Source organism: Geodermatophilus sp. SYSU D00742, assembly GCF_054049935.1.
Map to the genome: position 1 here is coordinate 53,468 of NZ_JBJGYJ010000008.1, position 24,405 is coordinate 77,872.

The 24,405-nt window shown below is 75.4% G+C and carries 21 protein-coding genes; 10 read left to right on the forward strand and 11 right to left on the reverse strand.

Annotated elements, in window-relative coordinates; genetic code table 11:
- Positions 1 to 10 precede the first annotated feature (10 nt).
- Positions 11 to 1,435 carry an NAD(P)/FAD-dependent oxidoreductase gene (locus ACI78V_RS07840; protein WP_456850274.1) on the reverse strand — a complete coding sequence of 475 codons (1,425 nt, stop codon included), beginning with the start codon at positions 1,433 to 1,435 and terminating at the stop codon, positions 11 to 13.
- A 120-nt stretch (positions 1,436 to 1,555) separates the two neighbouring features.
- Between ACI78V_RS07840 and ACI78V_RS07845 the strand changes: the two genes are divergently transcribed.
- The 7 genes from ACI78V_RS07845 (at position 1,556) to ACI78V_RS07875 (ending at position 9,837) form a co-directional block, all read left to right on the forward strand.
- Positions 1,556 to 2,212 (forward strand): alpha/beta fold hydrolase, encoded by a 657-nt coding sequence (locus ACI78V_RS07845; RefSeq protein WP_456850275.1) that lies wholly within the window; start codon positions 1,556 to 1,558, stop codon positions 2,210 to 2,212.
- Between the two features lie 4 nt (positions 2,213 to 2,216).
- Positions 2,217 to 3,383: an ROK family protein gene (locus ACI78V_RS07850; protein ID WP_456850276.1), complete on the forward strand. Its 1,167-nt coding sequence runs from the start codon at positions 2,217 to 2,219 to the stop codon at positions 3,381 to 3,383.
- A 275-nt stretch (positions 3,384 to 3,658) separates the two neighbouring features.
- On the forward strand, positions 3,659 to 5,215 hold the full coding sequence (locus ACI78V_RS07855) for a sugar ABC transporter ATP-binding protein (RefSeq protein WP_456850277.1): 1,557 nt from the start codon (positions 3,659 to 3,661) through the stop codon (positions 5,213 to 5,215).
- Positions 5,212 to 6,399 carry an ABC transporter permease gene (locus ACI78V_RS07860; RefSeq protein ID WP_456850278.1) on the forward strand — a complete coding sequence of 396 codons (1,188 nt, stop codon included), beginning with the start codon at positions 5,212 to 5,214 and terminating at the stop codon, positions 6,397 to 6,399. The genes ACI78V_RS07855 and ACI78V_RS07860 overlap by 4 nt, the downstream gene beginning before the upstream one ends.
- Positions 6,400 to 6,514: 115 nt before the next feature.
- A complete protein-coding gene (locus tag ACI78V_RS07865; RefSeq protein WP_456850279.1) occupies positions 6,515 to 7,567 on the forward strand; it encodes a substrate-binding domain-containing protein in 1,053 nt (350 codons plus the stop codon).
- 67 nt (positions 7,568 to 7,634) lie between these two features.
- Positions 7,635 to 8,804: a Gfo/Idh/MocA family protein gene (locus ACI78V_RS07870; RefSeq protein WP_456850280.1), complete on the forward strand. Its 1,170-nt coding sequence runs from the start codon at positions 7,635 to 7,637 to the stop codon at positions 8,802 to 8,804.
- Positions 8,805 to 8,829: 25 nt separating this feature from the next.
- Complete coding sequence (locus tag ACI78V_RS07875; protein ID WP_456850281.1) at positions 8,830 to 9,837, forward strand: sugar phosphate isomerase/epimerase family protein; 1,008 nt, start codon at positions 8,830 to 8,832, stop codon at positions 9,835 to 9,837.
- 153 nt (positions 9,838 to 9,990) lie between these two features.
- On the opposite strand, the gene ACI78V_RS07880 is transcribed toward ACI78V_RS07875, so the two are convergent.
- The gene (locus ACI78V_RS07880) at positions 9,991 to 10,464 is read right to left on the reverse strand and encodes a cupredoxin domain-containing protein (protein ID WP_456850282.1); all 474 of its coding nucleotides are present in this window, start codon (positions 10,462 to 10,464) and stop codon (positions 9,991 to 9,993) included.
- 107 nt (positions 10,465 to 10,571) lie between these two features.
- Positions 10,572 to 11,198, reverse strand: coding sequence for a hypothetical protein (locus tag ACI78V_RS07885; RefSeq protein ID WP_456850370.1), 627 nt, complete (start codon positions 11,196 to 11,198; stop codon positions 10,572 to 10,574).
- Between ACI78V_RS07885 and ACI78V_RS07890 the strand changes: the two genes are divergently transcribed.
- Positions 11,107 to 11,652 (forward strand): helix-turn-helix domain-containing protein, encoded by a 546-nt coding sequence (locus ACI78V_RS07890; protein WP_456850283.1) that lies wholly within the window; start codon positions 11,107 to 11,109, stop codon positions 11,650 to 11,652. The genes ACI78V_RS07885 and ACI78V_RS07890 overlap by 92 nt on opposite strands.
- A gap of 38 nt (positions 11,653 to 11,690) precedes the next feature.
- On the opposite strand, the gene ACI78V_RS07895 is transcribed toward ACI78V_RS07890, so the two are convergent.
- The 3 genes from ACI78V_RS07895 to ACI78V_RS07905 all read right to left on the reverse strand — a co-directional run bounded on the left by ACI78V_RS07895 (position 11,691) and on the right by ACI78V_RS07905 (position 15,182).
- Positions 11,691 to 12,191 (reverse strand): hypothetical protein, encoded by a 501-nt coding sequence (locus ACI78V_RS07895; protein ID WP_456850284.1) that lies wholly within the window; start codon positions 12,189 to 12,191, stop codon positions 11,691 to 11,693.
- A gap of 112 nt (positions 12,192 to 12,303) precedes the next feature.
- Entirely contained in the window at positions 12,304 to 13,944 is a 1,641-nt protein-coding gene (locus ACI78V_RS07900; RefSeq protein ID WP_456850285.1) for a DEAD/DEAH box helicase, read from the reverse strand.
- Between the two features lie 224 nt (positions 13,945 to 14,168).
- Positions 14,169 to 15,182 (reverse strand): GlxA family transcriptional regulator, encoded by a 1,014-nt coding sequence (locus tag ACI78V_RS07905; RefSeq protein ID WP_456850286.1) that lies wholly within the window; start codon positions 15,180 to 15,182, stop codon positions 14,169 to 14,171.
- Positions 15,183 to 15,254: 72 nt separating this feature from the next.
- Here ACI78V_RS07905 and ACI78V_RS07910 point away from each other — a divergent pair, with 72 nt between their 5' ends.
- On the forward strand, positions 15,255 to 16,592 hold the full coding sequence (locus ACI78V_RS07910; protein WP_456850287.1) for an MFS transporter: 1,338 nt from the start codon (positions 15,255 to 15,257) through the stop codon (positions 16,590 to 16,592).
- Between the two features lie 109 nt (positions 16,593 to 16,701).
- Here ACI78V_RS07910 and ACI78V_RS07915 read toward each other — a convergent pair whose 3' ends face one another.
- The 5 genes from ACI78V_RS07915 to ACI78V_RS07935 form a co-directional block, all read right to left on the reverse strand.
- Positions 16,702 to 17,547, reverse strand: coding sequence for a DUF2182 domain-containing protein (locus ACI78V_RS07915; protein WP_456850288.1), 846 nt, complete (start codon positions 17,545 to 17,547; stop codon positions 16,702 to 16,704).
- Between the two features lie 9 nt (positions 17,548 to 17,556).
- Positions 17,557 to 18,198, reverse strand: coding sequence for a DUF1326 domain-containing protein (locus tag ACI78V_RS07920; RefSeq protein WP_456850289.1), 642 nt, complete (start codon positions 18,196 to 18,198; stop codon positions 17,557 to 17,559).
- Positions 18,199 to 18,370: 172 nt separating this feature from the next.
- A complete protein-coding gene (locus ACI78V_RS07925; protein WP_456850290.1) occupies positions 18,371 to 20,017 on the reverse strand; it encodes a GMC family oxidoreductase in 1,647 nt (548 codons plus the stop codon).
- Positions 20,014 to 21,525, reverse strand: coding sequence for an aldehyde dehydrogenase family protein (locus ACI78V_RS07930; RefSeq protein ID WP_456850291.1), 1,512 nt, complete (start codon positions 21,523 to 21,525; stop codon positions 20,014 to 20,016). Before ACI78V_RS07930 ends, ACI78V_RS07925 begins: the two co-directional genes overlap by 4 nt.
- Before the next feature lie 30 nt (positions 21,526 to 21,555).
- On the reverse strand, positions 21,556 to 23,166 hold the full coding sequence (locus ACI78V_RS07935; RefSeq protein WP_456850292.1) for an AMP-binding protein: 1,611 nt from the start codon (positions 23,164 to 23,166) through the stop codon (positions 21,556 to 21,558).
- A 195-nt stretch (positions 23,167 to 23,361) separates the two neighbouring features.
- Here ACI78V_RS07935 and ACI78V_RS07940 point away from each other — a divergent pair, with 195 nt between their 5' ends.
- On the forward strand, positions 23,362 to 24,276 hold the full coding sequence (locus ACI78V_RS07940) for a PaaX family transcriptional regulator (RefSeq protein ID WP_456850293.1): 915 nt from the start codon (positions 23,362 to 23,364) through the stop codon (positions 24,274 to 24,276).
- Positions 24,277 to 24,405: the final 129 nt, after the last annotated feature.

A 24,405-nucleotide genomic window follows, 5' to 3' on the forward strand; every position in this document is an offset into this window, starting at 1 on the left:
ACCGGACCCGCTAGGCGGAGCGGCGCTCGGTGAGGTCCTCGGTGGTGTGCTCGACGTCCTTGGGACCGCCGGTCTTCGACACCGCGAAGTCCGCGCCGAGGTGTTCGAGGGCCAGCCGGCCGTAGACCTGCTGCTGGGTGGCGACCCGCTCGGCGCGGCCGCGGCCGAGGAAGCTCACGATCCAGTGCAGGACGGCGGTGAGGCGGCTCTTGAACCCGACGATGTAGGCCAGGTGCACGACCAGCCACATCAGCCAGGCGAGGAAGCCCTCCATCTTGATCTTGCCGACGTCCGCCACGGCGGAGAACCGGGAGATCGTGGCCATCGAGCCCTTGTCCCGGTAGCGGAACGGGCCCTTGGGGGCGCGGCCCTCGAGCCGGCGGACGATCGCGTCCGCGGCGTACCGCCCGCCCTGGATGGCGACCTGGGCGACGCCGGGCAGCCGGTCCAGGCTCATCATGTCGCCGACCACGTGCACCTCGGGGTGGCCGGGCAGGGTCAGGTCGGGCTGCACGGAGACCCGGCCGGCGCGGTCGATCTCGGCGCCGGACTGCTCGGCCAGCTGCTTCCCCAGCGGGCTGGCCTGGACACCGGCGGCCCAGATCTTGGTGGCGGCCCGGATGCGGCGCACCTGGCCGTCGCCGTCCTTGACCTCGATGCCGTTGGCGTCGACGTCGGTGACCATGGCGCCCAGCTGCACCTCGACGCCGATCTTGTTCAGCTGGCGGCGGGCCCGGTCACCCAGCTTCTCGCCGAACGACGGGAGCACGGCGGGGGCGGCGTCGAGCAGGATCACCCGCGCCTGGGTCGGGTCGATGGAGCGGAAGTCGCGGCGCAGCGTGCGGTGGGCCAGCTCGGCGATCTGGCCGGCCATCTCCACGCCGGTGGGCCCGGCGCCGACGACGACGAAGGTCAGCAGCCGGTCGATCTCGGCCTGGTCGGTGGCCAGCTCGGCCAGCTCGAAGGCGCCGAAGATGCGGCCGCGCAGCTCCAGGGCGTCGTCGACGCTCTTCATGCCGGGGGCGAACTCGGCGAACCGGTCGTTGCCGAAGTAGGACTGCCCGGCGCCGGCGGCGACGATCAGCTCGTCGTACGGGTGCACCGTGGTGCGTCCCAGGATGGTCGAGGTGACGGTGCGGGCGGCCAGGTCGATCTTAGTGACCTCACCGAGGACGACCCGGGCGTTCTTCTGACCGCGCAGGACCTCGCGGGTGGGCGGGGCGATCTCGCCCTCGCTGAGGATGCCGGTGGCGACCTGGTACAGCAGCGGCTGGAACAGGTGGTGACTGGTCTTGCCCACCAGCGTGATGTCGACCGGGGCCCTCTTCAGCGCCTGGGCGGCGAACAGGCCACCGAACCCGGACCCGACGATGACGACCCGAGGCCGGCCGGAGGTGGTGGTGCCGACGGGTGCGGTCTCAGGTGATGTCGTCATGATGAATCAGTCTCCCACTCCGGCTCTCCTGACCGTGCGCGGCTCCACGCGACGCGGGCCACAGTCTGGCGCACTACCCGCCGGTCGGCGCCCCACGCGGGGAACCGGTAGACCGTTGCGGTGTCCACCCCCGCCCCCCGGCTCGTGTTCGTGCCCGGCCTCGGGCTCGACGCGCGCTCCTCCGCGCGGCTGCGCGCACGGCTGCCCGGTGACGTCGTCGTCCTCCCCGGCACGGGCCTGCCCGGTCCGGTGCCCCCGGTCGACGAGCTGGCCGCGCGGCTGCGCGCCCGGCTCGGCGCCGGTCCGGTGCTGCTGGTCGGGCACTCGCAGGGCTGCCAGGTGGTGGCCGCGGCGGCGCGGGACCCGAGGGTCGCCGGGGTGGTCCTGCTCGGGCCCACGACGGACCCACGGCTGCGGGCGTGGCCGGTGCTGGTCGGACGCTGGCTGCGGACGGCGGCGCGCGAGCCGTGGGCGCAGGTGCCGCTGGTGCTCGCCCAGTGGCTGCACACCGGTCCGCGCGCGATGTGGCGGCTGTGGCGGGTCGCGGCGCCGGACCGGATCGAGGTCCGGGTGCGTGCCCTGCGCGTCCCGGTGACCGTCGTCCGCGGCACCCGCGACCGGCTGTGCCCGCACGACTGGGCGGCTGCCGTGGCCGCTGCCGCGCCGGTGGGCCGGCTGGTCGAGCTGCCCGGTGCCGCGCACATGACCGTGCACACCCACTGGGAGGCGGTCGCCGCCGTCATCGAGGGGGAGAGTGGCGTGCTCGTGTCACGATGACGGCGTGGCGCACACATCTGCATCCGCCGGGGCGCTGCTGCGTCACGTGCGGACGGGCCGTGCGCGCAGCCGGGCGGACCTCGTGGCCCTCACCGGCGCGTCGCGCAACACGGTGAGCGCGCGGGTGGACCAGCTGATCGCGGCCAACCTCCTGGCGGAGGGGGGTCCGGGGTGGAGCACCGGCGGGCGGCCCCCCACGCTGCTGCACTTCAACAGCCGGGCGGGGTGCGTGCTGGCCGTGGACCTGGGGGTGACCAGCGTCGACGTCGCGGTCACCGACCTGTCCGCACAGATCCTGGCCACCGCCGGCCACCCGATCGACATCGCCGAGGGGCCGGTCCCCGTGCTGGCCGAGGTCGACCGGCTCAGCCAGAAGGTCCTCGCCGAGGCCGGCCTGACCCCGGCCGACGTGTGCGCCGTGGGCGTCGGGGTGCCCGGGCCCGTCGAGTTCTCCAGTGGGCGCCCGTTCCACCCGCCGATCATGCCGGGCTGGCACGACCACCCGATCCCGGACGCCTTCCGCCGGTACGAGTGCCCGGTCTTCGTCGACAACGACGTCAACGTCATGGCTCTGGGCGAGATGGGCGTCGGCGGGTCGGTCCAGGACGCACTCGTCGTCAAGGTCGGCACGGGCATCGGCTGCGGCGTCATCGTCGACGGGCGCGTGTACCGCGGGGCGCAGGGCAGCGCCGGGGACATCGGGCACATCTACGTCGCCCAGCCCGACGGTCGCACCGTGGTGTGCCGGTGTGGCAACGAGAACTGCCTCGAGGCGATCGCCGGGGGTGGCGCACTGCTCCGCGACGCCCTCGCGGCCGGGCTCCCGGTGCGCAGCACACGCGAGGTCGTCGAACGGGCGGCGCAGGGTGACGGCCCGGCGCTGGAGCTGGTCCGCAACGCCGGCCGGACGATCGGCACGGTGCTCGCCGCGCTGGTCAACTTCTTCAACCCGCACCGGATCGTCATGACCGGTGGTGTCGCGCAGGCCGGCGCCCCGCTGCTGGCCGGGATCCGCGAGGCGGTGTACCGCCGGTCGATGCCGCTGGCCGCGCGGAACCTGGAGATCACGGTCAGCGACGCCCCCGACCTCTCGGGCCGCCTGGGCGCGGCGCTGATGGCGATCGAGGGCTTCCTCGACGAGGACGCCGTCCACCAGGTCCTCGCCCCGTAGGACCGCCGGCACCCCGTCGCGCCGGGGAGCCGCAGGGGGGCCGCGTCGGGGGCGCATGCCCGGCGCCCGGTCGTGCGGCGGTCACCCGATCGGCGCAGCCGTCCGAGCAGACCCGTGTTGCGGTTCGGTAACTCCGCGTCGCGTGCTTGACCGGAGGTGACCCGCCTCATAAGTTCTCGCCTGACCCGACTAATGGTCAATGGTGAGCAAAAGTCCGGAGGTGGCGTGGTGGCCCTCGTGCGCGCCGTGGCCCGTACCGCCGTGGGAGGTCCGTGGTGACCACCCCGCTGCTGGAGATGCACGGCATCGTCAAGACCTTCCCGGGCGTCCGCGCCCTCGACGGCGTCGACCTCGACGTCCGGGCGGGTGAGGTGCACTGCCTGCTCGGCCAGAACGGCGCCGGGAAGTCGACCCTCATCAAGGTCCTCGCCGGCGCCCACCAGCCCGACGCCGGGCACATCACATGGCAGGGCGAGCCGGTCTCCCTGAGCACGCCCCAGGCCGCGATGTCGCTGGGCATCGCGACCATCTACCAGGAGCTGGACCTGGTGGCCGGCCTGACCGTCGCCGACAACATCTTCCTGGGCCGGGAGTTCTCGCGGCTGGGCATCACCCGGCCCGCGGAGGGCAACCGGCGGGCCACCGCGCTGCTCACCCGGCTCGGGCACCCGGAGATCCGGCCCACCGCCGAGGTCGGGTCGCTGTCGGCCGCGTCGCAGCAGATGGTCAGCATGGCCCGGGCGCTGTCCCAGGACGCGAAGCTGATCGTCATGGACGAGCCCTCGGCGGTCCTGGACAACGAGGAGGTCGAGCGGCTGTTCACGGTCATCCGCGACCTCACCGCCCACGACGTCGCGGTCGTCTACATCTCCCACCGGCTGGAGGAGATCCGCGCGATCGGTGACCGGATCACGGTGCTGAAGGACGGCCGCACGGTGGCCACCGGCCTGCCGGCACGGGACACCCCGACCCGCGACGTCATCACGCTCATGACCGGCCGGACCATCGAGTACGTCTTCCCGGAGCGACGCACCCGGCCCCACCTCGACGAGGCCCCCGTCCTCGAGGTGGAGGGGCTGGGTCTCGCCGGCAGCTTCGCCGACGTCTCCTTCGCCGTCCGGCCGGGGGAGGTCGTCGGGCTCGCCGGCCTCGTCGGCTCCGGGCGCTCGGAGATCCTCGAGACCGTCTTCGGCGCCCGGCACGCGACCGCCGGCACCGTCCGCGTCCACGGCCGCCGGCTGCGGCCGGGGGACGTCGGCGGCGCGGTGGCCGCGGGCGTGGGCCTGGCCCCGGAGGAGCGCAAGAGCCAGGCGCTGCTGCTCGGCGAGTCGGTCTACCGGAACATCAGCATCTCGAGCCTGGCCCGCTTCGCCCGGGGCGGTTTCCTCGCCGGCGCCGCGGAGAAGGCGGCCGCGCGGGAGCAGGTCCAGGCGCTGGACGTGCGCCCCGCCGACGTCGACCGCGAGGTCCGCACGCTGTCCGGCGGGAACCAGCAGAAGGTCGTCCTGGCCCGCTGGCTGCTGCGCGACTGCCGGGTGCTGCTGCTCGACGAGCCCACCCGCGGCGTCGACGTCGGGGCCCGGTCGGAGATCTACGCGCTGGTCCGCGAGCTGGCCGACCGCGGGGTCGCCGTCGTGGTGGTGTCCAGCGAGATCCCCGAGGTCCTGGGCCTGGCCGACCGCGTGCTGGTGATCGCCGACGGCGCGGTCGTCACCGAGCAGCCCGCCGACGCACTCGACGAGCACCGGGTGCTCGACCTGATCATGGAGGGCACGGGCCACACCGGCCTGCCCGTGCCCGGTGGAGCACAGTCCGAAGGGGACGTGGCATGAGCGGAAGCACGACTGCGACGACCGGTGGGGTGGACAGCACGGCCCCCGGGCCCGCCGGCGCGGCACCGGGGGGCCCGGCCGGGAAGGGCCCGGGCTTCATGGCCGGACCGGTCGGCCGCAACCTCGGCCTGGTGGTCGCCCTGGCGGTCCTCTGCATCGTCGGGGTGGTCACCGCCGGCGACCGCTTCGCCGACGTCGACAACCTGCTGACCATCCTGCGGCTGGCCGCCGTCATCGGCGTGGTCAGCATCGGGATGACGTTCGTGATCATCGGCGGCGGCATCGACCTGTCGGTCGGCGCGCTGGCGGCGCTGTCCTCGGTCTGGGCCACCACCCTGGCCACCCAGCAGATGGCCGAGGACACCCACTGGATCGTCATGGTGTTCACGGCGATCGTCGTCGGCACCGTCGCCGGGCTGGTCAACGGCGTGGTCATCGCCTACGGCAAGCTCGCCGCCTTCATCGCCACCCTGGCCATGCTGGCCGCGGCCCGCGGCCTGGCCGAGATCATCTCCAACCGGCGGACGCAGATCATCCAGGACCGCGACTTCCTGGCGTTCTTCTCCGGTGACGTCCTCGGCATCCCGACCCTGGTGATCATCTTCGCGCTCGTCGCCGTGGCCGGCTGGGTGCTGCTCAACCGGACGACGTTCGGCCGGCGCACCTTCGCCGTCGGCGGCAACGCCGAGGCAGCCCGGCTGGCCGGCATCCGCGTGCAGCGGCACACCGTCAAGCTCTACGTCCTGTCCGGCATCACCTGCGGCATCGCCGCCGTCATGATCATGGCGCGGACGACGACCGGCAGCTCCACCCACGGCACGCTCTGGGAGCTGGACGCGATCGCCGCCGTCGTCATCGGCGGAACGCTCCTGATCGGGGGCCGCGGCACCATCGTCGGCACCGTCCTCGGCGTCCTGATCTTCACGACGCTGGGCAACGTCTTCACCCTCAACAACCTGTCCAGCTCGGCGCAGGCGGTGGCCCGCGGCGTGATCATCGTCGCCGCCGTCCTGCTCCAGCAGCGCCTGGCCACCGGCGGCTTCAGCTTCCGCCGGCCGACGGCGGGCAGATCGCCGGGCGCACCCGTCGCCGCCGGCTCCCCGGCCGGCGCCGTGTCGGGCGCGACCACCGCGGACGGCGGCCCGGGCGGAGCGCGCCCCGGGGATCCCGGCACGCGCCCGTGAGACCCCCGGCGCGCGCCGCCCACGGCGTCGCGCGCCGGCCCCGCACCACCAGCACCACAGCCCCAGAGACCACCTGGCCGTCCTGAGCCAGGGAGGCGATACCCGAGGAGAGAGCATGTCTGCAGCGAGGCTGCGCCCGTACCGTCGCCTGTCCCACGCCGCCGTCGCCCTGGTCGGCGCCGGTGCCCTGGCGGCCGGCTGCACCAGCAACACCCCGGAGGAGAGCTCCGGCGGCGGGGGCAACAACGTCGCCAGCTCGAACGACGAGACCGGCGACACCGTCACCATCGGCTTCTCCGCACCGGCCGCCGACCACGGCTGGATGGCCGGCATCACCGAGGCCGCCCGCGCGGCGGCCGAGCAGTACGAGGACGTCGAGCTCACCGTCGCCGAGGGCACCAACGACGTCGGCACGCAGATCAGCCAGGTCGAGACGTTCATCAACCAGGGTGTCGACGCCATCGTGCTGCTGCCCTTCGACGGCGCCGCGCTGACCCCGGTCGCGCTGCAGGCGATGGAGGCCGGCATCCCGGTCATCAACGTCGACCGCGAGTTCAACAGCCCGTTCGCCGCCCGCGCCACGATCCTCGGTGACAACTACGGCATGGGCGTCTCGGCCGGCACGTACGTCTGCGAGCAGGTGGGGGACAACCCCAACGCCGTGGTCGCCGAGATCGCCGGCATCGACTCCCTGCCGCTGACCCAGGACCGCAGCCAGGGCTTCGCCGACGCGCTCAGCGAGTGCGGTCTGTCCGTCGCCAACCGCGTCGCGGCCGACTTCACCGTCGAGGGCGGTGAGGAGGCGGCGGCCAACCTGCTCCAGGCCGCCCCGCAGATCGACGCCCTGTGGAACCACGACGACGACCAGGGCGTCGGCGTCCTGGCCGCGATCCAGAACGCCGGCCGCGACGAGTTCGTCATGGTCGGCGGTGCGGGCTCGGCCAACGCCATGCGTGAGATCCAGTCCGGCGAGTCCGTGCTGCAGGCGACCGTCATCTACCCGCACACCCAGGCCGCCGACGGCATCCGTCTGGCCCGGCTGATCGCGCAGGACAAGTCGTTCTCCGACCTGGTCTCCCCGGAGGTCCCGCGCCAGATCGTGCTGAACGCCCCGGTCGTGACGGCGGAGAACGTCGACCAGTACATCGACCGCGCCTTCGAGTCCTGACCGACGTGGGGTCGCCGGGTGGGCACCGTGCCCACCCGGCGACCCCGCTCACCCGAGGAGCCCCCGGATGACCCCCACCCTCGGCGTCGGCCTCATCGGCTACGCCTTCATGGGCGCCGCGCACTCGCAGGCCTGGCGCACCGCCCCCCACTTCTTCGACCTGCCGCTCCACCCGGAGCTGGCCGTGCTGGCCGGCCGGGACCCCGCCCGCGTCGCCGCGGCCGCCGAGCGGCTCGGCTGGGCCGCCACCGAGACCGACTGGCGCCGGGTGCTGGAGCGGGAGGACGTCGACCTCGTCGACGTCTGCACCCCCGGCGACACCCACGCCGAGATCGCGATCGCCGCCCTCGAGGCCGGCAAGCACGTCCTGTGCGAGAAGCCGCTGGCCAACACCGTCGCCGAGGCCGAGGCGATGGCCGAGGCCGCCGCCCGCGCCGCCGAGCGCGGGGTGCGGTCGATGGTCGGCTTCACCTACCGGCGGGTGCCGGCGATCGGGCTGGCCCGGCAGCTGGTGGCCGAGGGCCGGCTCGGGCAGATCCGCCACGTCCGCGCGCAGTACCTGCAGGACTGGATCGCCGACCCCGCCGCGCCGATGTCCTGGCGACTGGAGAAGGACAAGGCCGGCTCGGGAGCGCTGGGCGACATCGGCGCGCACGTCGTCGACCTCACGCAGTACATCACCGGTGAGCGCGTCACCGGCGTGAGCGCCCTGCTGGAGACCTTCGTCAAGGAGCGGCCGCTGCCGGCGGCCGCCGGCTCGCTCTCCGGTGTCGCCGGGGAGGGCATGGGCACGGTCACCGTCGACGACGCGGCGCTGTTCCTCGGCCGGTTCAGCGGCGGGGCGCTGGCCAGCTTCGAGGCCACCCGGTTCGCCCTCGGCCGCAAGAACGCGATCCGGATCGAGGTCAACGGGTCGGCCGGCAGCCTGGCCTTCGACTTCGAGGACATGAACGTCCTGGAGTTCTTCGACGGCACCGAGCCCGCCGAGGTCGCCGGCTTCCGCCGCATCCTCGTCACCGAGCCCGGCCACCCCTACGTCGGCGCCTGGTGGCCTGCCGGGCACGGGCTGGGCTACGAGCACGGCTTCACCCACCAGGTCGTCGACCTGGTCGCCGCCATCGCCAAGGGGGAGGACCCCACCCCCTCGTTCGCCGACGGCCTCCAGGTCCAGCGGGTCCTCGACGCGGTCGAGCGCAGTGCCGCCGCGGGCTCCGCCTGGACCGGGATCCCCCAGTGACCACCGACCCGCGAGGAGAGACCTGATGCCCCGCCCCGTCACCCTGTTCACCGGCCAGTGGGCCGACCTGCCGTTCGAGGAGGTGTGCCGGCTGGCCTCCGAGTGGGGCTACGACGGCCTGGAGATCGCCTGCTGGGGCGACCACCTCGACGTCGAGCGCGCCGCGAACGACGACTCCTACGTCGCCGACCGCAAGGCGCTGCTGGAGAAGTACGGGCTGCAGGTCTTCGCGATCTCCAACCACCTCAACGGTCAGGCGGTCTGCGACGACCCCATCGACGAGCGGCACCGCGGCATGGTGCACCCGCGCGTGTGGGGCGACGGCGACCCCGAGGGGGTCCGCCGGCGGGCCGCGGAGGAGATGAAGGCCACCGCCCGCGCCGCCGCCAAGCTCGGGGTCGAGACGGTCGTCGGCTTCACCGGGTCGAAGATCTGGAAGACCGTGGCGATGTTCCCGCCGGTGCCCGAGTCGATGATCGAGGACGGCTACGCCGACTTCGCCGCCCGCTGGAACCCGATCCTCGACGTCTTCGACGAGGTCGGCGTCCGGTTCGCGCACGAGGTGCACCCGTCGGAGATCGCCTACGACTACTGGACGACGGTCCGCGCCCTGGAGGCGATCGGCCACCGGGAGGCCTTCGGGCTCAACTGGGACCCGAGCCACTTCGTCTGGCAGGACCTCGACCCGGTCGGCTTCATCTGGGACTTCAAGGACCGGATCTACCACGTCGACTGCAAGGACGCGAAGCGCCAGGTGGGCAACGGCCGCAACGGCCGGCTCAGCTCGCACCTGCCCTGGGCCGACCCGCGGCGCGGCTGGGACTTCGTCTCCACCGGGCACGGGGACGTCCCGTGGGAGGCCTGCTTCCGGATGCTCAACACCATCGGCTACGACGGGCCGATCTCGGTGGAGTGGGAGGACGCCGGCATGGACCGGCTGGTCGGCGCCCCGGAGGCGTTGGCGTTCGTGCGCCGGCTGGCCTTCGACCCGCCCGCGGCCGCGTTCGACGCCGCGTTCTCCAGCGGGAACTGAGGAAGGACCTGCTGCCCCCACCGCCGGCAGGCCCGCGGTGGGAACTGCAGGACGGTCCGGGGGCCGGACGGCGAGCGGGGGGTCCCGCCGTCCGCCCCCCGGACCTCACCTCCGGCCCGGCCGACGGGGGGCGGCCGGGCCGGAGGCTGTCTGTCAGGCGGTGACCGTCACCGCCGTCTCCATGCCGTTGGCCCGGTGCTGGCCGACGCTGCAGTAGAAGACGTAGTCGCCCTCCTCGAGGGTCACCTCGAGGGTCGCGGTGCCGCCCGGCTGGAGGACCTCGGTGCCCGCGACGTCCTCGCCGTCCCGCTCGACGATGAAGTCGTGCGGCATGGCGCCGGTGTTGGTCACCTCGAAGGTGTAGGTGCCGGCGGAGTAGGAGTCCTCCGACAGCTCGAAGTCGAGGTCGACCGCGTTCACCGTCACCGTCTCGGAGCCGGACTCGGCCGGCGCCGAGGACCCCGGCGAGCCGGGGGCCGCGGCGGTGGAACTGGTCTCGGCGGCGCTGCTGGTCGTGCTCTCGGCCGCGCTGTCGGTGCCGCCGTCGTCCCCTCCGCAGGCGCTGAGTCCCAGGCCGAGGGCGAGCACGAGGGCGGCGGGGCGGCGGGGGCCGGTGGTGTGGGGCACGGGGAGTCTCCTCGGGGCCGGCGGTGGCCCCCGCTCGGGGGGCGGGAGTCGTCGTGGCGCAGATACTGCAACGTTGTAGGACCCGCGGGAACCCCCTCACTGGGGGTTCACAGATCTCCCGAAGGCGGCCGTGACCCCACGGTGCGACCGCACCAGTCCACGACGGTGCGCAGGACGTCGGCGTCGACCGGGTGGCGCAGCTCCGCCCGGTAGGACCGCAGCGAGGCGGGACCCGGCTGTCGCCGCAGCGTGTGGGTGAGGTCCGGCACGCGGTGCACCTCCACCGGGCCGGGCACCGTCGCCGCCACGACGTCGAGGTCGGCGGCCGGCACCTGGAGGTCCTTCTCCCCGGTGATCGCGAGGACCGGCAGGTGCAGCCGGGCGAGGTCGGCGCGCGGGTCGTGGGCGAGGAACTCCCGGTGCCAGCGCGCGTTGATGCGGGCGCCGCCGAGCCGGGCGACGTCGGTCGTCGTCGCCCGGATGCGCGCGTGGTTGGCGGCGACCCTCGCCTCCAGGTCGGTGCGGAACAGCCGCAGCAGCGCCCGCACCGGAGCCGGCAGCGTCGGGGCGATCTGCCGGGCCTGCCAGCGCAGCAGCTCGTCGCCGGGGGTGGCGCTCCCCGACAGCAGGACCACCCCGGCGATGCCGTGCCCCGCCCGCCCACCGCGAGCGGCCAGCGCGGCGGCGAGCAGGCTGCGCGTCGTCCAGGCCTTCCTCGGCGACCGCACGCTCACCACGACCGACCTGCGGGCGGTGCTGCCCGACGTCCCGCCCGCGACGCTCTACCGGCACGTCGGCGTGCTCGCCGACGCCGGCGTCCTGACGGTGGTGGGGGAGCGGAAGGTGCGCGGTGCGGCCGAGCGCAGCTACCGCCTGGTGACGGAGGCGGCCTCGGTGGACGCCGAGGCGGCCGCGGAGATGGGTCCCGAGGAGCACCGCCGCGCGTTCGCGACCTTCGTGGCGGCGCTGCTGGCCGACTTCGACCGGTACGTCGACGGGGCGGGCAGCGAGCGGCTCGACCTCGCCCGGGACGGCGTCGGCTACCGGCAGGTGGCGCTGTGGCTCAGTGACGAGGAGTTCGCCGGACTGGTCACCGACCTGCGCGCGGTCCTCACCGCGCGGGCGGCGCTGGAGCCCGGTGGCGACCGGCGGCGGCGGATCGTCAGCCAGGTGTTCCTGCCCGGCTGAACGGCGGGGGCGGCCGGTGCCGGCCGCCCCCGCCGGGGTCACTCGGCCCGGCGGGCGGCGCGGGTGGCCTTCCGGTTGGCCCTGGCCAGCGTCTTGGCGGCCTTGCGCACCCGGCGCGGCTCCCGGTCGATGGTGCCGCGGGTGAGCAGGCCGACGCCGATGCCGAGCAGCCAGACGTCCTTGGCGACGGCCAGGCCCTCCTGGGTGGGGGCGAGGCTGCCGGGTTTCCGCATGCCCGGGGTGTTCAGGTACAGCCCCAGTAGCCCGCCGGAGAACGCGGTGAGCGCGGCGCCGGCCACCGCCGTCGGCACGAACGGGGCCAGCAGCAGGCCACCGATCGCCATCTCGCCGTAGGCCAGGGCCTTGGCGAACTGCTGCGGCGGGACGTCCTTGAGGAACGGGTAGGTGCCGGCCGCGAACCCGTGCAGGCCGGCCGCGGTGCCCTCGTCGGCGCCTCGCTTGCCCAAGCCGCTGTTGAGGATGAAGGCGCCGGCCGAGATGCGGGGGCCGATCTCGGACAGGGTGATGGGCAGACGCATGGTGTACCTCGCTGATCAGGGCGGACAGGGTTCGACCACACTCTGGACGACCCCTGCTGTGCCCACCACCGCGGGGGCCAATCGTGCCCGGCCGGCCCCCCCGGGGGTCGGGTCAGCGCCCGCCGCGGCGGGTGCGGCCGCTGAAGCCCGCGGCCGAGTGCGTCCCGGCGCGCGCGGCGAGCTCGGCGCGGGTGCGCGCCGGGCCGGCCGGACGACCGGAGCCGCCGCGGGTCCCGCTGGACCCGGTGCCCGACGCCGCGGTGCGCCCACCGGCGGCCGCGGCGGCGGTGCGCCCACCGGTGGGGGCGCCGGTGGTGCCGCCGCCACCCCGGCGACGCCGGCCGCCGCCCTGCCCCTGGGGCTGCGGCGCCGGCGCGGGGGCCGGCTCGACGTAGGGCGCCGCCGGGCCGGTCAGCGCGGTGATCTCGCGGGCGCCCGGCGTGACCACCGACACCTCGGGGGTGATGCCGGCCTGGCGGGCCAGGGTGCGCACCTCCCCGGCCTGGTCGGGCGTGGCGATGGTGACCACGGTGCCACCCGCCCCGGCGCGCGCCGTGCGGCCGGACCGGTGCAGGTAGGCCTTGTGCTCGGCCGGCGGGTCGACGTGCACGACCAGCGAGACGTCGTCGACGTGGATGCCGCGGGCGGCGATGTCGGTTGCGCACAGCACCCGCGTCGCCCCGCTGCTGAAGGCCTCGAGGTTGCGCTCGCGGGCGTTCTGGCTGAGGTTGCCGTGCAGGTCGACCGCGGGCACGCCCGCGGCGGTCAGCTGCTTGGCCAGCTTCTTGGCCTGGTGCTTGGTGCGGGTGAACAGCACGCTGCGGCCCAGACCGGAGGCCAGCTCCTTGACGACCTGCGCCTTGTCGCCGGCGTCCACCCGGAACACGTGGTGGGTCATGGTGGCCACCGGCGCGACGGCGGGGTCCACCGAGTGCGTCGTCGGGCTCGACAGGTAGCGCTTGACCAGGACGTCGACGCCGTTGTCCAGGGTGGCGGAGAACAGCAGTCGCTGGCCGGCCTTCGGGGTGCGGTCGAGCAGCCGCTTGACGCCGGGGAGGAAGCCGAGGTCGGCCATGTGGTCGGCCTCGTCGAGGATGGTGACCTCCACGGCGCCGAGGTCGGCGTGGCCCTGGCCGATCAGGTCCTCGAGCCGGCCGGGGCAGGCGATGAGCACGTCGATGCCGCCGGCGAGCGCCTGGACCTGCGGGTTCTGGCCGACGCCGCCGAAGACCGTCGTCGTCCTCATGCCCAGGGCGCGGGCGAGCGGCTCGACGACGGCGGCGACCTGGTTGGCCAGCTCGCGGGTCGGCACCAGGACGAGCGCGCGGGGCCGCCTGGGCTGCCGGCGGGTCGTGGAGGCGGCCAGGCGGGCGACCAGCGGGAGGCTGAAGGCGAGGGTCTTGCCGGATCCGGTGCGGCCCCGGCCGAGGACGTCGCGCCCGGCGAGGGTGTCCGGCAGCGTGGCCACCTGGATCGGGAAGGGCGCGGTGATGCCACTGGCGGTGAGCACCTCGACCAGCGGGGCGGGCACGCCGAGGGCGGCGAACGTGGTGTCGGTGGGGACCACGGTGGCGTCGTCCCCGGCGGGGACGACGGCGGCGGGCACCGGGTCCGGCTGCGGGTGGGTCCGCGGGCCGGCGTCCTGGGCGCCGGCCGGCTGCGTGCCGGCGGGGCGGCCGCGACCGCGGCTGCCGCGGCGGCGGGAGCGCGGGGCGCCGTCGGCGGTGGGCGTGGACTGGTCGTGCGAGGTCATTCGGGCTTCCTGACGCTCGGTGTGGCTGCCCGTGCGGCCCGGCGACCGCGAGCACGGGCGCACCTGCGCGGGCAGGGCGGGCTCACGTCGTCAGCGGGACGTCGGACAGCCGGGCGCGCCTGGGTGGCGCAGCCTCGGCCCGACGTCGAGTCCTGCAGCTCCGGATGAGCGGAGGGCGGCGCCGGTACGTCGTACTCAACCAGACGCGGACGGTGTCTGTGCCCTCACCCCTGGGAGTGTCCGGTCACACCGCTGCCGCGGTAGGCCCGCCGGTACGTGCCGGGGGCGACCCCGATGCTGGCCCGCAGGTGCTGGCGCAGCGAGGCGGGGGTGCCGAACCCGGCGTCGACGGCGACGCGGTCGATCGGGGCGTCGGTGGACTCGAGCAGCTGGCGGGCCAGCGCCAGCCGCTGCCCGGCCAGCCAGCGCAGCGGCGAGAGTCCGGTCTCCTCGCGGAACCGGCGGGTGAACGTGCGCACGCTCATCCGGGCGTGCCCGGCGAGGTCGGCCAGGGTGAGCGGGGTGGCCAGCCGGTCGGCGGCCCAGGCGCGGGTCGCGGCGGTGCCGCTCTCGCCGGTCTCGGGCAGGGGGCGCTCGACGAACTGCGACTGGCCGCCCTCCCGCCACGGGGCGACGACGTTGCGCCGGGCCGCCCGGTTGGCCACCTCGCTGCCGTGGTCGCGGCGGACCAGGTGCAGCAGCAGGTCGATGCCGGCCGCGTTGCCGGCCGAGGTGAGCACGTCGCCGTCGTCGACGAAGAGCACCCCGGGGTCCAGGTGCACCGCGGGGAACAGCCGCCGGAAGGCCGCGGCGTGCATCCAGTGCGTGGTGGCCGGCCGGTCGTCGAGCAGGCCGGCGGCGGCCAGCACGAAGGCGCCGGTGCAGATCGACACCAGCCGGGCGTGCCCGGCGGCCGCCTGCAGCGCCTCCGCGAGCTCCGGCGGGAGCGTGCCGTCGCGCATCGCCGGCCCGCCGTACACCCCGGGGACGACGACGGTGGCGGCCTCGGCCAGCAGGGAGACGTCGTGCTGCGGCAGCACGTCGAACCCGGCCGAGGTGCGCACGGGGCCGCCGTCGAGGGTGGCCACGCGCACGCGGTAGAGCCGCCGGTCGTCGGCGTCGACGGCGGACTCCAGCAGCCGGTGGGGGAGGCCGAGCTCGAACGCGATGGTGTTCGGCAGGGCGAGGACGGCGACCTCGTGCCGCGGGGCGTGGGCCGGACCGGGACCCTGCGTCATGGCCGGATCGTTGCACATGTTGGCCTCCGGGCCACTGTCGGGCGCCGGCGGCCGTCGGTCATGCTCCTCGTCGTGACGACGACCGACCGTCCCCGTGCCGTGACCGGCCGCCGCATCCACCCCGCGTGGTGGGTCGCCGCCGTCACCTTCCTGGCGCTCGTCGGCGCCGCCGCGTTCCGGGCGGTGCCCGGGGTGCTGATCGACCCGCTGCGGGCGGAGTTCGGCTGGTCGGTGTCGACCATCTCGGCCGCCGTGGCGGTGAACATGGCGCTGTACGGGCTCACCGCGCCGTTCGCCGCGGCGCTGATGGAGCGGTTCGGGATCCGCCGGGTCGTCGTCGCCGCCCTGCTGCTGACGGCCACCGGCAGCGGCCTGACCGTGTTCATGACGGCGAGCTGGCAGCTGGTCCTGCTGTGGGGCTTCCTCGTGGGGCTGGGCACCGGGTCGATGGCGCTGTCCCTGGTCGCCACGGTGACCGGCCGCTGGTTCGTCGCCCGCCGCGGGCTGGTCTCGGGCATCCTCACCGCCGGCGGCGCGACGGGGCAGCTGGTGTTCCTCCCCCTGGTGGCGTGGGCGGACCAGAACTGGGGCTGGCGCTCGGCCTCCCTGGGCACGACGGCCGCCGCGCTCGCCGTCGTCCCCCTGGTGCTGTGGCTGCTGCGTAACCGGCCGCGCGACCTCGGCGTCGTCCCCTACGGCGGGACGGCGGCCGACGAGGTGCCGGCGGTGCGCACCGGCGCCGCGCGGACGGCGGTGCGCGGTCTGCTCGACGCCGTCCGCAGCCGGCCGTTCTGGCTGCTCGCCGGCGGCTTCTTCATCTGCGGGCTGTCGACCAACGGGCTGGTGCAGCCGCACTTCATCCCGGCGGCCCACGACCACGGCATGCCGGTGACCACCGCGGCCGGGCTGCTCGCCGTCGTCGGGGTCTTCGACATCGCCGGCACGGTGTTCTCCGGCTGGCTGACCGACCGTGTCGACCCGCGGGTGCTGCTGCTGGCCTACTACGGGCTGCGCGGCTTCTCGCTGTTCCTGCTGCCGCCCCTGTTCGGGCCGGAGCTGCACGTCAGCATGATCGCGTTCATCGTCTTCTACGGCCTGGACTGGGTGGCGACGGTGCCCCCGACGCTGGCCCTGTGCCGCGAGCACTTCGGCGCGCGGGCCCCGGTGGTGTTCGGCTGGGTCTTCGCCTCCCACCAGGTCGGGGCGGCGGTCGCGGCCTACGGCGGTGGCGTCATCCGCGACGTCACCGGCTCCTACGACCTCGCCTGGTTCGGCGCCGGGGCGCTGTGCCTGCTGGCCGCGGTCATGTCCCTCTCGATCCGCCGCCGGCCGGCGCCGGGCCCGTCCGGTGACGAGGTCGGGCTGCCGCCGTCCCCGGCCCAGGCCGCGGCCGGCCAGGCGCACGGCTGAGGACGGGGTCCTCGGCCGGGTGCTCGAGGGTGGGCCGCACGGTCGGCACGCGGACGAGGTCGCCCTGGGAGACGGAGGTGTCGACGCCCTCGGCCCGGGCCTGATCGCGTCAGCGGGCGGGGTGCCCGAGCATGCTCCCGACCGGCGGTGCTGCACAGACCCCGTGGTGGCACGGCGCCGCGGCGGGGGAGAACAGCGCCGAGGAGCAGACCGCGACGCCGCAGAGCAGGAGGGCGAACCCGACCGGCCGGACCAGCCGCGCCCCCCAGCGCGCGGTCTTCTCCGCCACCATCACGGCGGTGAGGACGAGCATCCACGCGAGGCTGGCGGCGCCGGTGGCGAACAGCACCAGCATCAGCGCCCAACAGCAGCCCAGGCACCACAGCCCGGCCCGGACGCCGAGGCGGGCGGCGCCGCCGAACCCGCGTCGGTAGGACTGCCACAGGAAGGACGCCGGTGACCGGCACGTGGTCAGGCAGGCGTCCTTGAACCTGCTGTACTGGTAGGCCCCGGCCAGGAGGAGCGCCCCGCCGAGGACCAGCCCGTCGCGCGCGGCGAGCGCCGGCCAGGCCGCGACCAGCCGGTCCAGCCCCCAGGCGGCGGCCAGCGCGACCGGTGCGACGGCGGTCCAGGTGGCCAGGTAGCCGACGTAGAGGCCGGCCCGGGCGGTGCGGGGACGCGGCCCGCGCGCGCTGACCGCCGCGAACAGGCGGGCCAGCGGCACGAGGGTCGGCAGCATCATCGCGCCGAGCATCACCGTCCAGGCGGCCAGGAACACGGCCGCCTGCACCGCCCACGGCGAGCCGCCGTCGACCGGCGCGTGGTCGTGCCCGGCCACCCCGGTGAGCACGAGTGCGGAGGTGGCCGCCCAGCACGCGCCCGCGACGCCCCACAGGAACGGCGCGGGGTCGTGCAGGCGGCGCGTGGCCGGCGCCGCCCGCGACACCGTCGTCACGCCGCCTGCTCAGCCGGTGAACCGGAAGTGGCCCTGGAGGGCGTTCTTGCCCGAGATGTCGATGTCCGGGCGGCCGAGCATGCGCCCGGCCTGCCGGTAGACCGTGGCCTTGCCGGGCCAGGCGGGGGAGCCGGGGATCGTGCTGAACACCGTCTCGGTCAGCGTGGTCGTGCGGCCCGTGGCGCCCTGGAAGGGGGACAGCTGGGCCTCCACGACGTCCCCGACCCGGAGCGTCCCCGCGCCCTCCTCGACGGTGAACGTCAGGGGCGCCCGCTGCACGGAGACCACCTCGCCGATCAGCGCGGCGAGGTCGGCGATCGGACCGCCGAGCTGCCCGGTGAACACGTCGAGGAGGGCCTTCTCCTGCTCCTCGGTGCAGCGGTCGTCCACGTAGAGGGCGACGCGCCAGTTCCCGGCCAGGACGTTGCCGGGGATGTGGGTGACCGACGCCAGCGCGCGGTCGGAGACGTCGACCCCGCGCACGGTGCCCGAGTCGACGTACCAGGCCAGCGCGGAGTCGCAGACGCCCCCGTCGGGGTCCTCGCCGACCCAGCAGGGGCAGATGGCGTCACACGTGCAGACCTCCAGGAGGCGTCCCTCGAGGGTGTAGGTCGTGCCCTCGGCGGTCGGGGTGGGGGCGGTGGCGGTCATGGCAGTCCTCCCTCGTCGCGAGCCGTCGCCCGGCAGCGTGCGGGGGAGGCCGCCGAGGTGAGCGCCTCCGCCGAGCGCGCCGTTCTCCGGGCACGGCCATCGCAGCACCGCGGGCCCGGCCGGGGCAGGGTCGGCGGTCCCTGCCGCGGCGGGGACCGACCTCTCCGAGGGGTCAGGCGGTCCCGGCGAGGGCCGGGTCGACGGTGCGGCCGGCGACCAGGTCGGCCGCCCGCTCGGCGATCATGATCGTCGGGGCGTTGGTGGTGCCCCGCACCAGCGTCGGCATGACCGAGGCGTCGACCACGCGCAGCCCGTCGAGGCCGTGGACCCGCAGTCGCGGGTCGACCACCGCGTCGTCGTCGGTGCCCATCCGGCAGGAGGAGACCGGGTGGGACAACGACTCGAGGGTGCCGCGCACCGCGCGGCGCAGCCCGTCCGGGTCGTGCACCGGGGCCCCGGGCGACCACTCCTCGGCGAGGACGGCGGACAGGGGGCCGGTCGCGGCGATCTCCCGGGCCCGCTCCACGCCGCACACCAGGGCGTCGAGGTCGCGGGAGTCGGTGAGGTGGCCCGGGTCCACCGCCGGCGCCCACGTCGGGTCGGCCGAGCGCAGCCGCACCGTGCCGCGGGAGTGCACCCGCACCAGCACCGTGGCGACGGTGAACGCGTCGACGTGGGGGTCGACCTCCGCCTGCGGCCAGAACTCGACCGGCAGGAAGTGGTACTGCAGGTCCGGGGCGTCCAGGCCCGGTCGCGAGCGGGCGAACAGCCCCGCCTCGGCGAGGTTGGACGACAGCGGGCCCCGGCGGGCGGCGAACCAGCGCGCGTAGCCCGACGGTGACCCGTCGCCCCGCAGCGACCGGCCTGAGCGGGTGCGCCAGACGCCCGGCACCAGCGGGTGGTCCTGCAGTCCGCCGCCGACCCCGGGCAGGTCGTGGACGACGTCGACGCCGACCTCGCGCAGGTGCGCGGCCGGGCCGATGCCCGACAGCATCAGCAGCTGCGGGGAGTTGACCGCCCCGCCGGCGAGGACCACCTCGGCGGCGGAGGCGGTGTGCGCGCGGCCGCCGCGCCGGTACTCGACGCCGGTGGCCCGCCCGCCGGAGACCAGCACCCGGGTGGTGAGGGCGCCGGTCCGGACGGTCAGGTTCGGCCGGCCCGTGGCCGGGTGCAGGTAGGCGTCGGCGGCCGACCAGCGCCGGCCCCGCCGCTGGGTCAGCTGGTAGAGGCCGGCGCCGTCCTGCGTGGCGCCGTTGAAGTCGTCGTTGCGCGGGTACCCGGCGGCGACCGCGGCCTGGACGGCGGCCCGCGACCACGGGTGCGGGGAGCGGGGGTCCTCCACCCGCAGGGGACCGCCCGTGCCGTGGAACCGGTCGGCGCCGCGGGCGTTGTCCTCCGACCGCCGGAACAGCGGGAGCACGTGCTCGTACGACCACGACGCGTCGCCGGTGAGCGCGGCCCACTCGTCGTAGTCGGCCGGGCCCCCGCGCACGTAGATCATCGCGTTGATCGACGACGAGCCGCCGAGCAGCTTGCCGCGCGGCCAGGACAGCCGACGTCCGCCGAGGCCCGGCTGAGGCTCGGTGGTGTAGCCCCAGTCACGCCGGGTGCGCCAGTTCCGGTACAGCGCCGCGGGGACCCGCACCTCGAGGACGTCGTCGGAGCCCCCCGCCTCGAGCAGCAGCACCCGCAGCGACGGGTCCTCGGTGAGCCGCCCGGCCAGCGTGCAGCCGGCCGAGCCGGCCCCCACGACGACGACGTCGAAGGCCCCGCCGTCCTCCTCCGTCGAGGGGGCGGTGTGGCTGACCCGGCCCCTCACCGGTGGCGTCCGTGCACCAGCCCCATGACCCGGGCCAGCGCGTCGGCGGCCGCGGCCGGCCGCCCGAAGCTCATCAGGTCCACCGGCAACGGCACGCGCTGGCGGGTGATCGCCTTGGCCCGGGTGAACTCCTTGAGCCCGTCCTCACCGTGGATCCGCCCGAAGCCGCTCTCGCCCACGCCACCGAAGGGCAGGGCCGGCACCGAGGCGAAGGTGAGCACCGAGTTCACCGAGGTCATGCCGGTGCGCATCCGGCGGGCGAGGTCCATCGCGCGCGCCCGCGACCGGGAGAACACCGCGCCGGCCAGGCCGTGGGCGTTGGCGTTGGCGCGTTCCAGCGCCTCCTCGGCGTCGCGCACGCGGGTGATGGTCATGGTCGGGCCGAAGGTCTCCTCGCACACCGCCATCGACGTCTCGGGGACGTCGACCAGGACCGTCGGCGCGACGTACCGGCCGTCGACCGTCCCGCCGGCGAGCACCCGCCCTCCGGCGGCGACGGCGTCGGCCACGTGCCGGCGGACGACGTCGGCCTGGGTCGGCATCGTCATCGGCCCGTACGCGGCGGCGTCGTCCGACCCCGGGCGCAGGGCGCGCACCGTGGCGTCGACCTCGGCGACGAAGGCGTCGTACACCCGCTCGGTGGCGTAGACCCGCTCGATGCCGATGCACGTCTGCCCGGCGTTGCTCATCGCGCCCCAGACGGCGGCGTCGGCGGCGGCGGCCACGTCGGCGTCGTCGTCGACGATCATCGCGTCCTTGCCGCCGAGCTCCATGAGCACCGGGGTGAGGGTCTCGGCGCAGGCGGCCATCACCTTCCGGCCGGTCGGGGCCGAGCCGGTGAAGGCGAGCTTGCCGACCCCGGCCCGGCACAGCGCCGCGCCGGTCTCCCCGAGGCCGGTGACGACCTGCAGGACGTCGGCGGCGTCCGGGACGGCGGCCCGCCACGCGGCGGCCAGCCACGCGCCGACGGCGGGGGTGTGCTCCGAGGGCTTGAAGACCACGGCGTTGCCCGCGGCCAGCGCGTAGGCGATCGAGCCCATCGGCGTGAACACGGGGTAGTTCCACGGCCCGATCACGCCGACCACGCCGAGCGGCTGGTACTCGACGGTGGCGGCGTGGTTGACCGCGAGCAGCCCCGGGTTGACCCGGCGGGGACCGAGCACCTTCCGCGCGTGCCCGCCGGCCCACGCCAGGTGGTCGACGGCGAGGGCGATCTCGAGGATCGCGTCGGCGTGCGGCTTGCCGTTCTCCCGGTGCACCAGGTCGGCCAGCTCGTGCACCCGCCGGGCGAGGTGGCCGCGGTAGGCGGCCAGCCGCCGCCGGCGGCCGTCGAAACCGAGGCCGGCCCACTGCGCCGCGGCGGGGCGGGCCCGCTCGACCGCGGCGCGGACCGTGGCCGCGTCGTGCACGGGGAAGACGCCGACGACCGCACCCGAGGCCGGGTCGGTCGACTCGAACGTCGGGACGTCGGACGCGGTGTCGGCGTCCGGCGGCTGCGCGAGCGACATGGCCACGGAGGTTACCCGCGGGTAGCGCGCTCACTCCTCGCCGCGCGCCACCCGCCCGGCCCAGCGCAGGTCCGCCTTCCCGGCGGGGGAGCGGCGCACCTCCGACACGAAGACGACCTCGCGCGGCCGCTTGTAGTCGGCCAGCTCCGCACCGACGGCGGCCCGCAGCTCCTCGGCGGTCGGCTCGGCGCCCTCCTCCAGCGCCACCACGGCGGTGATCCGCTGGCCGAAGCGCGCGTCGGGGACGCCGACCACGATCGCGTCACGGACGGCGGGGTGGCGCACGAGCACCTGCTCCACCTCCTCGGGCTGGACCTTCTCGCCGCCGGTGTTGACCACCCGGCTGCCGCGGCCCTGGAAGACCAGGGAGCCGTCGGCCTCCAGCCGCGCGAGGTCGCCCGGCACGGAGTACCGCACGCCGTCGACGACCCGGAACGTGCCGCTGCTGGCCGCGGCGTCTCCGGCGTAGTGCACCTCCGGTGGCGCGGGGGCGGCCAGCACGCCCACCCGGCCCGAGCCCGGGACGACGTCCCGGCCGTCGTCGTCGAGGAGCCGGGCGCCGGGTGCGAGGACGAACCGCGACGTGGGGCTCACCTCGCCGCGGCGGGTGAGGGACAGGGCGTACGGCCCGCCCTCGGAGGCCACGACGACGTCGGTGATGTCCACGTCGGCGTGCCGCAGCAGGGCCTCCTTGTTCTCCGCGCTGAACACGGCGCCGACCGAGACCACCCGGCGCAGGCTGGACAGGTCGTACGGGCGCCCGGCCTCGGCCGCGGCTTCGAGGGCGGTGACCAGCGGCCCGGCGAAGACGTCACCCACGATGACGACGTCGGTGACCCGGTGCCGGGCCACGGCGCCGGCCAGCTCGTCGGGGTCGAAGGAGCGCGAGGCCGGGAAGACGATGCGGCCGCCGGCGACCAGCGTGCCGAGGGTCGTGTAGATGCCGGTGCCGTGCATGAGCGGCGTCGGCGTGCAGGTGACCAGCCGGTCGGGCTCGGCGCGCGACTCGCGGGCGCGCCGGGCGAGCTCCTCGAGGGTCCGGGGCGCCGGGATGCCGAACTTCGCGAACCCGTTGGGCACGCAGCTGACCGAGAAGACCGTCGACTGTCGGGTGAGGACGCCCTTGGGCAGGCCGGTGGTCCCGCCGGTGTAGAGCAGCCAGTCACCGTCGGGCCGGGAGGTGCGGGGGAGCGCGGCGGTGCCGGCGAGGAGCTGCTCGAGGTCCTCGCCCACGGCGCCGGCGTCCTCGGCGGCCGGGCCGACGCGCACCAGGGCCGGCAGCCCGGGCGCGACCTCGGCGACCACGGCGGCGGTCGACCCGTCGAAGACCAGCGCCGCCGCGTCGGCGTCGGCCAGCACGTGGCGGAGTTCCGTGGCGCGGTAGCGGTAGTTGACGTTGAAGGGCACCGCGCCGACCTTGCAGGCGGCGAGGACCGCCTCGACGTACTCGGGGCTGCTCCACAGGCCGATGCCGACCCGGTCGCCGGCGGTCACGCCGCGGGCGGCGAGGGCGGCGGCGAGCCGGGCGGCGCGGTCGTCCAGCTCGGCCCAGGTGCGGACCCGGTCGCCGTGCACGACGGCCACCGCGTCGCCCAGCTGGTCGGCCACCGTCTCGAGGACCGTGGCCAGATTCTCCTCCATGAGAGGCACACTACTGGCGGCCGTCACGATCCTGCGTATCTTGTTCTCCACCGTCGCGGAGGTTGGGACGGGCGTGCCGCCCCGCGGGAGGCGGGGTCGACCGGCGCGGCCGCCATCCTCCGCGCACACCGTCCCGCAACGGCAGGAGTGCACGATGAGGAGCGCGTCCGCACCGGCGTCGGGGAGCCCGGCGCCGTGACCACCGTGGCGCAGACGCCGCCCGGTGACGACGACCTCGCGTCCGACGTCCACGAGGCGCTCCCCGGCCTGGGCGGGACCGACCCCCTCGCGCCGGCCCCCGTGCGCCCGCAGACGCACGTGCTCATGTTCTGCGGCGTCCACCTGACCGAGCCCGGTCTCGCCGTCCCGACCCTCGGTCTCATCGACGCCCTCGCCCGCGTCGGCGTCGGCGAGCACGCCGCGCGGTCCACCGTGAGCCGCATGCTGCGCCGCGGCACCCTCGAGCGGCACCGCCGCGGCAAGCGCATCTTCCTGTCGCCGACGCCGCGGGCCCGTGCCGAGCTGGCCGAGGGCGGCGAGCGCGCCTGGCGCTCGCCGGTGAACCGGACCTGGGACGGGCAGTGGACGCTGCTCGGCTTCTCCCTCCCCGAGAGCCGCCGGGCCGACCGGCACCTGCTGCGGTCCCGCCTGCAGTGGGCCGGCTTCGGCATGCTGCAGAACGGCCTGTGGGTGGCCCCCCGCCAGGTCGACGTCGAGGCCCTGGTGCGCAAGCTCGACGTCCTGGACCACCTCAAGGTCTTCCGCGCCTCCGTCGCCGCGCCCACCCAGGTGCCCGACCTCATCGACGACGCCTGGGACGTCGCCACCATCGCCCGGGGCTACGAGCAGTTCCTCGCCCGGTGGGACCGGCCCGACCCCCTGCCCGACGCGCCCGACGACCTCGCCCGCCAGTTGTGGCTGCTCGGTGAGTGGACGCTGCTGGGCCGCCACGACCCCGGCCTGCCGGTGGAGTACCTGCCCGCCGACTGGCCGGCCGTCCGCGCCGAGCACGTCGCCCTGCGGCTGCGGACCCGCTACGAGCACGGCGCGGCCGCCATCGCCGCCGGCCTCGTGGAGCGTCTCGGCGGCGCCGACGCCGACCGCGGCTGAGCGCTCCGCGGGCCGGTCCGGCGCGCCTTCCGCTTTCTGCGACCGCGCGTTGACGTCCGCCACGAAAGTGAATAACTTGCCGGAGGCGGCAGGTGCCCGGCGCGTGCCGCCCGGTCACCCGTGCGCCAC